At 70.6% G+C, this 14,915-nt stretch carries 12 protein-coding genes; 7 read left to right on the top strand and 5 right to left on the bottom strand.

What is annotated here, in order from left to right:
• Positions 1 to 15: 15 nt before the first annotated feature.
• Positions 16 to 1,035: a cell division protein ZapE gene (gene zapE, locus AC3ERS_RS27090; protein WP_431970917.1), complete on the bottom strand. Its 1,020-nt coding sequence runs from the start codon at positions 1,033 to 1,035 to the stop codon at positions 16 to 18.
• A 35-nt stretch (positions 1,036 to 1,070) separates the two neighbouring features.
• On the opposite strand from zapE, the gene AC3ERS_RS27085 reads away from it, so the two are divergent.
• From AC3ERS_RS27085 to msrB, 4 genes are all read left to right on the top strand, one after another.
• Positions 1,071 to 1,832, top strand: coding sequence for a pyrimidine reductase family protein (locus AC3ERS_RS27085; protein WP_431970916.1), 762 nt, complete (start codon positions 1,071 to 1,073; stop codon positions 1,830 to 1,832).
• A gap of 32 nt (positions 1,833 to 1,864) precedes the next feature.
• Positions 1,865 to 3,421, top strand: coding sequence for an alpha/beta hydrolase (locus AC3ERS_RS27080; protein WP_431970915.1), 1,557 nt, complete (start codon positions 1,865 to 1,867; stop codon positions 3,419 to 3,421).
• A 95-nt stretch (positions 3,422 to 3,516) separates the two neighbouring features.
• A complete protein-coding gene (locus AC3ERS_RS27075; RefSeq protein ID WP_431970914.1) occupies positions 3,517 to 4,851 on the top strand; it encodes a glycosyltransferase family 87 protein in 1,335 nt (444 codons plus the stop codon).
• Positions 4,848 to 5,291, top strand: coding sequence for a peptide-methionine (R)-S-oxide reductase MsrB (gene msrB, locus AC3ERS_RS27070; RefSeq protein ID WP_357400618.1), 444 nt, complete (start codon positions 4,848 to 4,850; stop codon positions 5,289 to 5,291). Before AC3ERS_RS27075 ends, msrB begins: the two co-directional genes overlap by 4 nt.
• Before the next feature lie 103 nt (positions 5,292 to 5,394).
• On the opposite strand, the gene hemQ is transcribed toward msrB, so the two are convergent.
• The 3 genes from hemQ to hemE form a co-directional block, all read right to left on the bottom strand.
• Positions 5,395 to 6,090 (bottom strand): hydrogen peroxide-dependent heme synthase, encoded by a 696-nt coding sequence (hemQ, locus tag AC3ERS_RS27065; RefSeq protein WP_431970912.1) that lies wholly within the window; start codon positions 6,088 to 6,090, stop codon positions 5,395 to 5,397.
• A 49-nt stretch (positions 6,091 to 6,139) separates the two neighbouring features.
• Positions 6,140 to 7,501: a protoporphyrinogen oxidase gene (locus AC3ERS_RS27060; RefSeq protein ID WP_431970911.1), complete on the bottom strand. Its 1,362-nt coding sequence runs from the start codon at positions 7,499 to 7,501 to the stop codon at positions 6,140 to 6,142.
• A 121-nt stretch (positions 7,502 to 7,622) separates the two neighbouring features.
• Positions 7,623 to 8,678: a uroporphyrinogen decarboxylase gene (hemE, locus tag AC3ERS_RS27055; protein WP_431970910.1), complete on the bottom strand. Its 1,056-nt coding sequence runs from the start codon at positions 8,676 to 8,678 to the stop codon at positions 7,623 to 7,625.
• Between the two features lie 225 nt (positions 8,679 to 8,903).
• Here hemE and AC3ERS_RS27050 point away from each other — a divergent pair, with 225 nt between their 5' ends.
• A complete protein-coding gene (locus tag AC3ERS_RS27050; protein ID WP_431970987.1) occupies positions 8,904 to 9,455 on the top strand; it encodes a DUF3000 domain-containing protein in 552 nt (183 codons plus the stop codon).
• A gap of 22 nt (positions 9,456 to 9,477) precedes the next feature.
• Complete coding sequence (locus tag AC3ERS_RS27045; protein WP_431970909.1) at positions 9,478 to 10,746, top strand: HRDC domain-containing protein; 1,269 nt, start codon at positions 9,478 to 9,480, stop codon at positions 10,744 to 10,746.
• Positions 10,747 to 10,851: 105 nt separating this feature from the next.
• On the opposite strand, the gene dxs is transcribed toward AC3ERS_RS27045, so the two are convergent.
• Positions 10,852 to 12,750, bottom strand: coding sequence for a 1-deoxy-D-xylulose-5-phosphate synthase (dxs, locus tag AC3ERS_RS27040; RefSeq protein ID WP_431970908.1), 1,899 nt, complete (start codon positions 12,748 to 12,750; stop codon positions 10,852 to 10,854).
• A gap of 244 nt (positions 12,751 to 12,994) precedes the next feature.
• On the opposite strand from dxs, the gene glsA reads away from it, so the two are divergent.
• Complete coding sequence (gene glsA, locus AC3ERS_RS27035; protein WP_431970907.1) at positions 12,995 to 14,857, top strand: glutaminase A; 1,863 nt, start codon at positions 12,995 to 12,997, stop codon at positions 14,855 to 14,857.
• The last annotated feature ends 58 nt before the right edge of the window (positions 14,858 to 14,915 follow it).

Below are 14,915 nucleotides of genomic sequence, written 5' to 3'. Positions count from 1 at the left end.
ATTCGTGCGGACTGCCTAGGCCGGAGCGGCCTCGAAGCGGGACAGCGCGAGCAGGCGCGAGATGGCGCGCAGGTACTTCTTCCGGTAGCCACCGTCGAGCATCTCCTGGGAGAAGATCTCGTCCAGTTTGGCGCCCGAGACGGTGACCGGGACGCTGGCGTCGTAGAGGCGGTCGGCCAGCACCACGACGCGCAGCGCGACGGCCTGGTCGGTCACAGGGTGCACGCCGGAGATGAACACCGCCGAGAGTCCGGAGATCAGCGCGCCGTACTTGGAGGGGTGCAGCGTGCTCAGGTGCTTCAGCAGGTCGTCGAAGTCGTCGAGCGTGGAACCTGGTGTGGCGGAGGCCCGTTCGTAGAGCTCCTCGGCCGAGGTCGGCTCCGGCGCAGGCGGCAGGTCGCGGTGCCGGTAGTCGGGGCCGTCGACGCGCACGGCCTCGAAGATCGCGCCGAGCTTCTTGATCTCGCGCATGAAATCCTGTGCGGCGAAACGCCCCTCGCCCAGCTGGCCGGGCAGCGTGTTGGAGGTGGCGGCGATCGAGACGCCGCGGGCGGACAGCTCGGTCAGCAGGCGCGAGACCAGCATGGTGTCGCCCGGATCGTCGAGCTCGAACTCGTCGATGCAGAGCACGCTGTTGCCCGCGAGCCGCTCCACGGCGTTGTTGAAGCCGAGCGCGCCGACCAGGTTGGTCAGCTCGCCGAAGGTGCCGAAGGATTTCGGCGTGGGCGCGCTGTGGAAGATCGAGGCCAGCAGGTGCGTCTTGCCGACGCCGAAGCCGCCGTCGAGGTACAGGCCCGCGCCGCTGACCGGCTTCTTCTTGCCGAACAGCCCCTTCTTGCTCGCGGCCTTGTGGATCTTGGCCACCTGCCCCGAGAACTCCTCGGCCTTGCGCACGGCCGCGGCCTGGCTGGGCTCCTTGGGATCCGGGATGTAGGAAGCGAAACTGACCTCGTCGAACATGGGCGGCGGCACCATTTGAGCGACGAGCTGGTCCGCCGGAACCTCCGGATGGCGATCGACAAGGCGTTCTTGCATGGACGAAGCCTAATGACGTGGTGTGATCTGACTTCATGCAGCGTATCCACAATGCGATCCAGCTCACAGAGCTGAGCCGGGACGAACTGGCCGAGCTCTACGCCTACCCCCTCGAACTCGACGCGCCCTGGGTGCGGGCGAATTTCGTCGCCAGCATCGACGGCGCCGCGACCAGCGACGACGTGACGGCAGGCCTCGGCACCCCGGCCGACAAGACAGTCTTCATGCTCCTGCGCGAACTCGCCGACGTGGTGCTGGTCGGCGCGGGCACCGTCCGCACCGAGAACTACGGCGGCGCGCGCACCAGCGCCACCCGCCGCAGGGCGCTCTACGACCGCGGGCTCGGCGGGCACCGGGACGGCGCGCCGCCGCCGATCGCGGTGGTCACCGCGAGCGCCGCGCTCGAACCGGGCTGCCGTCTGTTCACCGACACCGCGGTGCCGCCGCTGATCATCACCACCAGCACCGCGCCCGCAGATCGCAAGCAAGCGCTGGCCGAGGCGGGCGGCGTGGTGATCGAGGCGGGTGGCGTCGCGGTGACGCCGAAGGGTCTGCTGGCCGCGCTGGCGGAACGCGGGCTCACGCGTGTGCTGTGCGAGGGCGGCCCGCACCTGTTCGGCGAACTGCTGGAGGCGGACGCGATCGACGAGCTGTGCCTGACCACCGCGCCGGTGCTGGTCGGCGGCACGGCGCGGCGAATCTCGCTGTCCGCGCACGAGTTCCGAATGCCGATGGAGCGCAGGCACATCCTGCTCGACAAGGACGGCACGATCCTGACCCGGTGGGCCCGTCGATGAAACGCGCGTCCGAACCTGGCAGGCTGTAGCGCATGCGCTGGACTCGAGCCGCCGTGCTGGCCTCGGCATTGTCGATGATGATCGCCGGATGCGGTGCGGGCCCGTCCGATCGTCCCGTCGTCGCGGTCGAGCACCCGGCCGTCGGCGGCGGCGAGCCGTCGGTGTCGACGCCGCCCCCGCCGCCCGTGGCCGAGCTGCCCAAGACCGACCTGAGCTGGCGCGACTGCACCAAACCGACCCTCGATCTGCTCGGCCTCGGACCGGCGCCCGACGGTCTGGTGCTGGACTGCGCGGAGTACTCCACGCCGATCGATGCGGGCGGCAACGTGCTCGGCAGTTTCCGCACCGGTGCGATGCGGGCCCGGCTCGCGCAGACACCGGCCGATGTCGCGCCGCTGGTCCTCACCTCGGGCACGGACCGCTCCTCCACCGCGACACTGGCCGGCCTGGCCGTCGGACCGGCGAGCTCGCTGCTCAGCGCGCGTCCGATCGTCGCGGTGGACCGGCGCGGCCTCGGCACCTCGCAGCCGATCGATTGTCTGCCGCCCGACATCCGGCGTGGTCTGGCCGACAACGCCCAGTTCGGCCCCGGCGCGGCGGATCCGGTGCAGGCGGTGGCCGCGCTGAGCCGCGAGGCGACCATCTCCTGCCGCGATTTCCTGCAGCCGTACGAGGGCACCTTCGACGCGCCGCACGCGGCCGACGACATCGAACAGCTGCGCAAGCAATGGCAGGTCGAGCACATCGACCTGCTCGGCACGGGCAACGGCGCGCGGGTCGCGCTCAGCTACGCGCGCAAGTTCGGCGATCACCTGGCCCGGTTGGTGCTCGACTCCCCCGAAGCCGCGGGCGCCGACGCCGTGACCGCCGAGGAACAGCGCCTGCAGGGCGCGGAGGCGGCGCTCACGGCGTTCGCCCAACGCTGCGTCGGGCTCGGCTGCTCGCTCGGTCCCGATCCACGCGCGGCGATCACCGACCTGGTGCGCCGGGCGGGCCAGGGCGGGCTCGGCGACATCTCAGCCAACGCGCTGCTCACCACGATCAGCGGTTTCCTCGGCGGTCCGCGCGCGGACCAGGCCAATCGGATCGCCGAACTGGCCGACGCGCTCTCGGCGGCCGGTCGCGGCGACCGCACCGCGCTGGGCAACCTGGTGCTGCGGGAATCGGCCGCCACCGCGAGCGACGGCCAGTTCGTCAACCGCTGCACCGACATCCAGCAGCCGCCGACCCCGACCAAGGCCGCCGAGCTGATGGACACGTGGGGGCAGAAGTATCCGGTGTTCGGCAGGAACGCGGCGATCGCGCTGATGGACTGCTCGGCGTGGCCGGTCGCGGGCGCCCCACCGCTGCCGGAGAAGTTCACCCTTCCGGTGCTGGTGCTCGGCGGCATCGCCGACCCGGTGGTGGGCAACGGCGGTCAGGCATCGGTGACGGGCGCGCTCGGCGCGGCGGGCGCGCGGCACGCGTCGGTGAACTGGCAGGGCTGGGGGCATCCGGTGTTCACCCATTCGGGATGCGCGCAGCGTCTGCTGCTGGACTATCTGAAAGAGGCGCGGCTGCCGCAGGACGGCAGCGCCTGCCCCGCCTGACCGGGGGCTTCATAGCCGTTTCACATGGGCGAGCCAGGCACGCCGAGACATATCCCGGCAACCTGCGCGCCGCCGATCCGGTGTACCGTGCCCCAGTGTTACTTCGACAGCTCGAGCCCCGCACCGCTCGCACCACCGCCGAGGTGATCAAGTTCGCACTCTGGCCCCTCGCGGTCATGACGGTGCTGAATAGGGTATTCATCAAGGCTGTCAACGGGTTCATCACCGACGACTACAAGCCGGTTTACAACGCTTCGCTGGCCTTCCTCAACGGCCGCCCGGTATACACCGCCAACTTCGACTCCGTCGACCCGCACTACCTCTACCCGCCGGGCGGCACGCTGCTCATTGCACCCATCGCGCTGATCGATCCCGAGAAATCGCGCTGGCTGTTCATCCTGATCAACGCCGCCGCCATTCTGCTGGCCTGGTACCTGCTGCTGCGGCTGTTCAAGTACTCGGTGAAGTCCGTGGCCGCGCCCGCGCTGCTGCTGGCCATGTTCATGTCCGAGACGGTGATCAACACGCTGGTCTTCACCAACGTGAACGGCTGCATCCTGCTGGCCGAGCTGCTGTTCCTGCACTTGTTGCTAGCGCGGCGCGATCTGTGGGCGGGCGCCGTACTCGGAGTGAGCATCACGGTGAAACCCACGCTGGCGCCGCTGGTGCTGATCGCGGCGGCGCGCGGACAGTGGAAGGTTTTCCTCACCGCCATCGGCGTGCCGGTGGCGTTCACCGCGGCCGCCTGGCCGCTGCTGAAGGACCCCGAGCAGTTCTTCAGCAGAACGCTCCCCTACATCCTGGAGACCAGGGACTACTTCAACAGCGCGATCGCGGGCAACGCCGCCTACTACGGCCTGCCGGACGCGCTGACCTGGGGTATCCGCCTGACGATGGCCGCCCTGGTCGCGATCTCGCTGTGGCTGCTCTACCGGTACTACCGCGACGACGAGCTGTTCTTCGTCACCACGGCGTCCGGCGTACTGCTCACCGCGGAGTTCCTGCTGTCCGGTCTGGGCCAGATGTACTACTCGATGATGCTGTTCCCATTCCTGATGACGGTGGTGCTGCGCAATTCCGTTCTGCGCAACTGGCCCGCCTGGCTGGCGATCTTCGGATTCATGTCCTACGACAAGTGGCTGTCGGACCGCTTTCAGAGCCTGGGACGCAACCTCGAATACCTGCGTATCACGTTCGGCTGGAGCCTGCTGCTCATCGTGGCGTTCTGCGTGCTCGGCGACCGGTACCTGGCCGCCCGGCGCGAAGGCCGCCTGCCGTTCGGCATCGACCCCGTCTGGATGAAGAACGCGCCGGACAGCCGCGACGGCGCCGAGCCCGTCACGCCCGCGACCGGTCCGCTTCCGGATTCGCCCACGTCACGCAATGGTTCGGAGCCCGTGGAGGAGAAACGTATTAGCGTGGAGCAATGAGTTCCGACGCCGAAACGTCTTTACCCGCGCCACGACTCCAGCTGACGCCGCAGCAGTGGCGGGCCAAGCTGAATCCCGAGGAGTACGCGGTGCTACGCGAGGCCGCGACCGAACGTCCCTTCACCGGGGAGTACACCGACACCAAGACCGAGGGCGTGTACAGCTGCCGCGCCTGCGACGCCGAATTATTCCGCAGCACAGAGAAATTCGAGTCGCACTGCGGCTGGCCGTCGTTCTTCGATCCGGCCAAGTCGGACGCGGTGATCCTGCTTCCCGACGATTCGCTGGGTATGCACCGAGTCGAAGTGCTGTGCGCGAATTGCCACAGCCACCTCGGCCACGTGTTCGAGGGCGAGGGGTATCCCACACCCACCGACCAGCGCTATTGCATCAACTCCATCTCACTGCGGCTGCACCCCTCGGACAGCGCAGCCGGGTAGCCGACCGAACGCTCAGCGCAGAATACGGGCCCGTCGACACGCCCCGCATGCCCCGAAAACCCGGGGCATGCAGGGTGTTTTTTCGATCAGGGCAGCTTTTCGATCAAGGCAGCGCCGCGATGAGCTTGTCGACCTCCACCCGCGGGCCGGTGAAGAACGGCACCTCTTCGCGGACGTGCAGCCGCGCTTCGGTGGCGCGCAGATCGCGCATGAGATCCACGATCCGGTGCAGTTCCGGCGCCTCGAAAGCGAGAATCCACTCGTAGTCGCCGAGCGCGAACGAGCTCACGGTGTTGGCGCGCACGTCGGGGTAGCCGCGGGCGGCCTTGCCGTGGTCGGCCAGCATCTTGCGGCGATCCTCGTCGGGCAGCAGGTACCACTCGTAGGACCGCACGAACGGGTAGACGCAGATGTAGTTGCCCGGGTCCTCGCCGGCCAGGAAGGCCGGGATGTGGCTCTTGTTGAACTCCGCGGGGCGATGCAGCGCGACGTTGCTCCACACCGGGGCGCTGGCCCGGCCCAGCTCGGTGGTCCTGCGGAAGTCCGCGTACGCGGCCTGCAGGTCCTCCACGCGCTCGGCGTGCGTCCAGATCATGAAGTCGGCGTCGGCGCGCATGCCCGCCACGTCGTAGATGCCGCGCACCACCACGTCGCGCTCGGCCAGTCCGTCGAAGAACGCGCGCGCCTCCTTGACGGCCGCCTCGCGGTCCTCGCCAAGCACACCCGGCTCCACCTGGAACACCGAGAACATCAGGTAACGGATCGTGGAGTTGAGAGCTTGATAGTCGAGTCGCGCCATGATTCCTATCGTGCCACTGCGACCGGGACGCTCCGCCGCGTGGGGCAGCCTAGGACGGCGCGGGCGCGGACAGGGACTCGGCGATGCGTCGTGCGGCGGTTTCCCCGGAAGCGACGCAGGCCGGGACGCCGACGCCGTGCAGGTACGCGCCCGCCAGCGCGATCCCGTCGAGTTCGGCTGTGGCGGACTCGATCTCGGCGATGCGGTCGACGTGGCCGACGGCGTACTGGGCCAGGCCGCCCGGCCAGCGCTGCACGATCGCTTCGACCGGGTCGATGACGGCGCCCGTGACCGTGGCCAGGTCCTCGGTCGCGGCGGCGATCAGGTCGGCGTCGGACCAGGACAGCGGCGCGGCGTCGCCGAACTTGCCGAACGAGGCGCGCACCAGCGCCGTCTCACGCTCGGCGAGATGCGGCCATTTGCGACTGGAGAGAGTGAAGGCCTTGGCGCGCAAGGACTCTCCGGTGGCGACCAGGATGCCGGAGTTGTCCGGTAGCGCGGTGTCCCTCGGCAGCGACAGCGCGACGACGACGGAGGAGGACAGTTCGATCCCGGCGGCCGCGTCCGCCGCCTCGGGCGCGACGTAGCGGAGCAGCCGGGCAGTGACCGGCGCCGGGGTGGCCAGCACGACGGCGTCGACGAGCCCGAGGGGGTCGAGCACCCAGCCGCGGGAGGCGCGCGCGAGCCGGGTGGCCGGCGTCGCGGTGACGAACCGTGCGGCCGCCGCGTCGGCCAGCGCGTCGAGCAGCACCCGGTACCCGTCGCGGATGCCGCCGAACACCGGGGCGTCGGACGGCGGCGGCAGCGCGGCCGCGACGGCGTGGGTGAGACTCGGCGCGCCCGCGTCGAGGGCGGCGGCGACACCGGGCAGTGCGGCGCGCACGCCGATGGAGCGCGAGCTGCCCGCGTACACACCGCCCAGCAGCGGGTCCACGCTGCGCTCGGCGACCTGGGCGCCGAAACGGTCGGCGACCAGGCTGTACACGTCCAGGTCGGCGTCCGGGTACCAGGTGAGAGCGCGGTCGGGTTCGGCGGCGATGCGGGCCAGCGTGTCGGCGTCGACCAGGCCGCGCATCGATTCGGCGTTGGAGGGAATACCCATGAGGGTGCCCGACGGCAGCGGATGCGCCGCGCCGCCTGCCCACACCAGCGGACGTCGGCCTGCGGGCGTCACGAGCTGATCCGTCAGGCCGAGTTCGCCCAGCAGGGCGGGCACCTCGGGCCTGCGCCCGACGAACGCCTCCGCCCCCAGATCCAGCGGTTCCCCGCCGACGTCGCCGGTGTAGAGAATGCCGCCCAGCCGTTCGGCGCGGTCGAGCACCACGATGTCGGCGTCGGCGCCCAACCGCGTGCGCAGCCGGTAGGCCGCGACGAGACCACTGATTCCACCGCCGACAATCGCGATCCTCATGTCTGCGACGGTATCCCGCCCGCCGATCACGACTGCCCGCGCCCCGCCCGTTGTCCGGAACAGCACCTCGCTCCCCCGATCCGCGGGCTCCGACAGAGCCCGCGGAATCTCGGCGGCGGTCTCAGAGTTCGTGAACGAGTTCGACCAAGGCGGTGAGGACGCCAGGGTCGGTGTCCGGGAGAACGCCGTGTCCGAGGTTGAAGATATGACCCGCAGCGCCCATCGTGACGGCCTCGTCGGCCTCCGCCGCGATGCGGCGGGCCTCGGACTCGACGGCCTCGGGGCCCGCGAAGAGGATGGCCGGATCCAGGTTGCCCTGCAAGGCTTTTCCGGCACCGACGCGGCGCACCGCCTCGGTCAGCGGGACGCGCCAGTCGACGCCCACCACGTCGGCGCCCGCCTCGCCCATCGCGCCGAGCAGTTCGCCGGTGCCGACGCCGAAGTGGATGCGCGGCACGCCCGCGTCGGCGATCTCGGCGAACACCCGCTCGGAATGCGGCAGCACGAAGGTGCGGTAGTCGGCGAGCGAGAGCGCACCCGCCCAGGAGTCGAACAGCTGCACCGCGTCCACACCTGCCGCCAGCTGCGCCTGGAGGAACACGATCGTGATGTCGGTGAGCACGCCGAGCAGTTCGTGCCAGGTCTTGGGGTCGGCGTGCATCATCGCCTTGGTGCGCTCGTGATTCTTGCTCGGCCCGCCCTCGACCAGGTATGAGGCGAGGGTGAACGGGGCGCCCGCGAAACCGATCAGCGGCGTCTGGCCCAGCGCGTCGGTGAGCAGGCGCACGCCCTCGGTGACCGCGCCGACTTCCTCCGGCCGCAGCCGGGGCAACGCGCGCACGTCGTCCGTGGTGCGCACCGGAGCGGCCACCACCGGGCCGACGCCGGGCACGATGTCGAGGTCGATCCCGGCCGCTTTGAGCGGAACGACGATGTCGGAGAACAGGATCGCCGCGTCCACGCCGTGCCTGCGGATCGGCTGCATGGTGATCTCGCACACCAGTTCCGGGTCGAAGCAGGACTCCAGCATGCCGATGCCCGCGCGCAGTTCGCGGTACTCGGGCAGCGAACGTCCGGCCTGGCGCATGAACCACACCGGGCGCCTGCTCGGGGCGGCGCCGGTAGCGGCGGCCAGGAACGGGGCGTCGGTCAAGCGGCGGCGAGTGTAGGTGCTCATCACCGCTATCGTATGCGCGCCCGGCGGTGGCTCCGGAGCCGGAGTGCGGCAGCGGCGGACCGGACGAAACAGGCCGTCGTGCGGCCGTAGCGGCGCGCCTCCGCCCGCGCCGGGGGCACAAGGTCTACCGTCGCTTTTGTGACACCGCTCGACTTCCGCGACGGCGCCGCACCGACCGAAGACCCCCAAGGCGAACCAGCTCCGTTTCGCGCCGCGGTCGAGGCGATGGGCACCGCAACCGTGCATCCTCGGATCGAGCTCGCGCCCATCCGGCCGCCGCAACGCCTGGCACCCTTCTCCTACGCCCTCGGCGCCGAAGTCAAACATCCCGAAACCCCGGTCGTTCCGGTCGATTCCGAGGGTGACGCGTTCGGCAGGCTGATCCTGCTGCACGACCCGGACGGCGACGACGCCTGGCACGGGATATTCCGTCTGGTCGCCTACATCCAGGCCGACATCGACGCCACGCTGGCCACCGACCCGCTGCTTCCCGAGGTGGCCTGGAGCTGGCTGGTGGACGCGCTCGAGTCGCGGACCGAGCCGTTCACCGCGCTCGGCGGCACCGTCACGTCGACCAGTTCGGTGCGCTACGGCGACATCGCGGGCCCGCCCCGCGCCCACCAATTGGAGCTGCGCGCGTCGTGGACCGCGCTCACCACGGAGATGCGTCCGCACGTCGAGGCGTTCTGCGAGGTACTGGCCTATTCGGCGGGTCTGCCGCCCGCCGGGATCACCCATCTGCGTCCACAGTCGTATACCAGCAACGACCACAACTGACCACAACGTAAAGTTCAGGTCTATGCCGGTAGGAGACCAGCCCGAGGACGGGCGCGCGGGAGACAGCACAGCGGAACCTCTGCTCGCCCCCGTCGATGGAGTGCCGCCGGTCCTCGCCACCGCGGAGGAGGTCGCCGCGGCGGCCGCGACGCTGGCGGGCGGCAGCGGGCCGCTCGCGGTCGACGCCGAGCGCGCCTCGGGATTCCGCTACTCCGCGCGCGCCTACCTGATCCAGCTGCGCCGCGCGGGTGCCGGCACGTTCTTGATCGACCCGATCCCGGTGACCGACGGGCTCGCGCCGCTGGCCGAGGCGATCAACGATCTGGAGTGGGTGCTGCATTCGGCCGATCAGGATCTGCCGGGTCTGGCGGAACTGGGGCTGCGTCCCGCGCGACTGTTCGACACCGAGCTCGGCGGCAGGCTGGCCGGATACGAGCGGGTCGGGCTGGCCGCGATGGTCGAGCGGCTGCTCGGCCGGGCGCTGCGCAAGGGCCACGGCGCCGCCGACTGGTCGACCCGGCCGCTGCCCGCCGACTGGCTCAACTACGCCGCACTGGACGTGGAGCTCCTGCTCGAGCTGCGCGCCACGGTCGCCGCCGATCTCGAGGCGCAAGGCAAGACCGATTGGGCGGCACAGGAATTCGAGCACATCAGGACCACGGAACCGCCCGCACCCAAGGCCGACCGGTGGCGGCGCACCTCCGGCATCCATACGCTGCGCCGCGCGCGGCAGCTGGCCGTCGTGCGCGAGCTCTGGACGACGCGAGACGGGCTGGCCCGCGCCCGCGACGTGGCGCCCGCGCGCATCCTGCCGGACGCCGCCATCGTCTCCGCCGCGACCGCCGACCCGCGCACCATCGCCCAGCTGCGCACCCTCCCGGTCTTCGGCGGGCCGCGCCAGCGCCGGTATTCGCGCGAGTGGCTCGGCGCCGTCGACCGCGCCCGGGCGCTGCCGGACAGCGAACTGCCCCCGCTCACCCAGCCGTTCGACGGCCCGCCCCCGCCGAACCGCTGGGAGCGCCGCGACCCGATCGCCGCCGCCCGCCTCGCCCGCGCCCGCGCCGCGATGGGCGAACTCTCGCTCGAGCACTCGGTCCCGGTCGAGAACCTGCTCTCCCCCGACCTGGTCCGCAGACTGTGCTGGGACGGGCTGCCGGAATACGACCGCACCGACACCGCCGAGCTCGCGGCCGCGATCGACGGTTTCCTGAAGTCCGGCGGTGCCCGTCCTTGGCAGCGGGAACTGGCCGTGCCCCGGCTCACCGTCGCGCTGGCGCCCACACCCGCCTGACCCGACGTCCGCGCCCGGGGGACCCGACGCCGGCCTGAGAACGACACGCGCCCCGGCGCTCGGAGGATCCGAGCCTGCCGGGGCGTGTGGTCGAGTGGGGTCGTCTCAGCTCGCGCTGAGCCAGCCGGTGATGCGCCGGGCGATATCTTCGGCGGTGAGGCCGAGTTCCTCGTGGACCTGGTTGCGGGAGGCGTGGTCGAGGAACTGCTGCGGCACGCCGAGGTCGCGGGTGGGGACGTCGAGGCCCGCGGAGCGCAGGCGGGCCGAGACGGTGGAGCCGATGCCGCCGTGCAGGCCGCCGTCCTCGAGGGTGACCACCAGGCGGTAGTTCTCCGCGAGCTTGACCACGGTGTCCGAGACCGGCAGCACCCAGCGCGGGTCGATGACGGTGACCGCGACGCCTTCCGGCGTCAGCAGATCCGCGACACCCAGCGCCGTCTCGGCGAATGAACCGACGGCGACGATCAGCACATCACCGCGCTGCGCCCGCGCCGAACCGCCCTCGGCGTCCGGAAAGCGCAGCACGTCCACACCGTCGAGTCGTTCGACGGCCGGAATGTCCTCGATCACACTGCCCTTCGGGAACCGCAGCGCGGTGGGCCCGTCGTTCACGGCCAGCGCCTCGCCCAGTTCCTCGCGCAGGGTGGCCGCGTCGCGCGGAGCCGCCACCCGGATGCCGGGGACGATGCCGAGCACCGACAGGTCCCACATGCCGTTGTGGCTGGCGCCGTCGGACCCGGTGATGCCCGCGCGGTCCAGCACCACGGTGACGGGCTGCTTCAGCAGAGCCACGTCCATCAACAGCTGATCGAAGGCGCGGTTGAGGAAGGTCGAGTAGATCGCGACCACGGGGTGCAGACCGCCGAGCGCGAGACCGGCCGCCGACGCCATGGCGTGCTGCTCGGCGATGCCGACGTCGAACATCCGGTCGGGGAACCGCTCGCCGAACGCGGCGAGACCGGTCGGGCCCGGCATCGCGGCGGTGATGGCGACGATGTCGTCGCGCTGGTGGGCGTGCGCGATCAGTTCCTCGGAGAACACCGAGGTCCAGCCGATCGCCTTCGGACCGCCGACGGGGCGGCCGGTCAGCGGGTCGATGGGGTCGCAGGCGTGCATCTGGTCGGCGACGTGGTTCTCCGCGGGCGCGTAGCCGCGGCCCTTCTGGGTGACCGCGTGCACCACCACCGGACCACCGAAGTCCTTGGCGCGGCGCAGCGCCGCCTCCATGGCGGCGACGTCGTGGCCGTCCACCGGGCCGACGTACTTGAGCCCGAGATCGCTGAACAGCTCCTGCGGGTTCACCGCGTCCTTGATGCCCGCCTTCACCGCGTGCACCATCGAGTAGGCCGATTCGCCCACCCGCGGAATGCTCTTCAGGATCCGCTTGCCCGCGTCCAGCGCGTGCTCGTAGAAGGGCTGGGTGCGCAGCGCGGTGAGCCGGTCGGCCAGTCCGCCGATGGTCGGCGCGTAGGAGCGGCCGTTGTCGTTGACGACGATCACCACCGAGCGGTCCGGCGCGGCGGCGATGTTGTTCAGCGCCTCCCAGCACATGCCGCCGGTGAGCGCGCCGTCGCCGACGATCGCGACGACGTGCCTGCCCTGCCCGGTGAGCTGGAAGGCCTTGGCCAGGCCGTCGGCGTAGGACAGCGCCGCGGAGGCGTGCGAGGACTCGACCCAGTCGTGGGCGCTCTCTGCGCGGCTCGGGTAGCCCGACAGTCCGCCCTGCTTGCGCAGGCCGTCGAACTGGTCCTTGCGGCCGGTGAGGATCTTGTGCACGTAGGCCTGGTGGCCGGTGTCGAAGATCAATGGATCGGCAGGCGAATCGAAGACCCGATGCAGCGCGATGGTCAGCTCCACCACGCCGAGGTTCGGTCCGAGGTGGCCGCCGGTGGCGGCGACCTTCCGCACCAGGAACTCACGGATCTCCTCCGCCAGCTCCCGCAACTCGGCCACGTTCAGCCGGCGCAAGTCTTCGGGCGTGTCGACCCGGGAAAGCACTCCCACCTGAACTCGCTCCCTCCGGATAGCGCTTCTGATCCGATCAGTCTACTGAGCGGTGACAGTGCCGCTTTCCGACAAGTGCCTGTCACCAACCGACTTCGTCGCGAAATGTGAGACTGGGCACGCGCGCGGCCGGACGAAAACATCCGGCCGTCGGTCCCTACCGTACCTGTCGCGCGAACGTGGCCCGACAGTGTCCGGGCAAACTTCGCGCCCCGGGCGCGGCGAACGCCCATAGAGTGGTCGTGTGGCCGAGCCCCAGCACGAGGTTCCCCGACCAGCCGATGCCGGCGTGGTGGCGCGCATCGTCGCCGACGTATACGCCGGGTGCGTGACCGATCGATCCGGCGAGCTGGCCGACTACATTCCCGAACTCGCTGCGGTGCAACCCGATTCGTTCGGCCTGTGCCTGGCCACCGCGGACGGGCGGGTCTACGGCGCCGGTGACGTGCACGCGGCCTTCACGATCCAGTCGATCTCCAAGCCGTTCACCTACGCGCTCGCGCTGGCCGATCGCGGGCCCGCCGCGGTGGCCGAGCGCATCGATGTGGAACCCTCCGGCGAACCGTTCAACGAGATCAGCCTCGACCCGGTGACCGAACGTCCGCGCAACCCGATGATCAACGCGGGCGCCATCACCGCCGCCTCGTTGATCGCCGGCCGTGACGCCGCCGACAAGTTCGACCGGGTGCGCCGCTGCTACTCCCGTTTCGCCGGGCGCGAGCTGCGCCTGAACGACGCCGTGTACGCCTCCGAGGCGCGCACCGGTTATCGCAACCGCGCCATCGGCTACATGCTGCGCTCGTTCGGCATCATCGACTCCGATCCGGACGAGGCGGTGGACCGCTACTTCCGGCAGTGCTCGATCGACGTCACCTGCCACGACCTCGCGGTGATGGCCGCGACCATGGCCAACAACGGCGTCAACCCGCTGACCAGGGAGCGGGCCCTGTCCAGCGCGCTCACCGAGCAGGTGCTGAGCGTGATGACGACCTGCGGGATGTACAACGCGGCGGGCGACTGGGTGAGCACCGTCGGCCTGCCCGCCAAGAGCGGCGTCGGCGGCGGCATTCTCGCGGTGCTGCCCGGACAGATCGGGATCGCGGTGTACTCGCCGCGCCTGGATCGGCAGGGCAACAGCGTGCGCGGGGTCGCGGCGTGCCGGGAGCTCTCGCGGCGGCTGGAACTGCACTTCCTGCACGTCACGCGGTCGGCGCGCACAGCGATCCGCGCCGAGTACACGATGGCGGAGGCTCCGTCCCGGATGCGGCGCAGCACCGAGGAGATCGCGGTGCTCGACGAGCACGGACACCGGGCCAGGGTCTACGAACTACACGGCGACCTGTTGTTCGCGGGCGCGGAGAGCGCGGTGCGGGCGATCGAGGCCAGGGCCGGGGAGCTGGACGCGCTGCTGATCGACCTGCGCCGAGTCGGTGAGGTCAGCGCGATCGCGGTCACCATGCTCGACGACCTGCACCGCGAGCTCGCCGCGACCGACTGCCTGGTCGCGCTGGTGGACCCGGACGCCAAGCTGGGGCGCTCGGTGTCGAGCCTGGACCCGGCCGACCCGCGCGGGCGGATCTTCATCGACCGCGACACCGCCACCGAGTGGTGCGAGGACATCGTGCTGGCCAGGCACCGGCCCGCCGACGAACCGGCGTGCACGTCGATTTCGATCGAGGAGCACCCCGTGCTCGCCGCGCTCACCCCCGAGGACAGAGACCGGCTGGCGAAGGAGTTCGAGGGACGCACCATCGCCCGCGGCGAGGTGATCGCCCGCCACGGCAGCAGCCGTTCCGGGCTGTATCTGATCTTGGAAGGGCGGGTGCGGCTCACTTTCTTCGGCGCCGACGGACGCGCCCACCGGTTGGTCACGCTGTCGGCGGGGATGTCGTTCGGGGAACTGCCGATGCTGGTCGACGCGCCGTTCGTGAACGAGGTGCGCGCCGAGACCGAGGTCAGGGTCGCGGTGCTCGACCCGGCCCGCTTCGACGTGCTCGCCGAACGCGCGCCACAGCTGAAGATGGCGCTGCTGAAACGGCTCGCGGCCAGCGCGTACGCGCAGGTGGACTCCGCCGTGCGGACCATCGTGGTCCGCGGTGGGGACTAGCGAGCCAGCCATGGCGTCCGACGATCCGGCGACGAGACAACCGAGCGAGGAGCACAGC

Source organism: Nocardia sp. bgisy134 (genome assembly GCF_057708325.1).
Note: the sequence above shows the minus strand (reverse complement) of the source record. Positions and strands in the feature narration are given on the sequence as shown.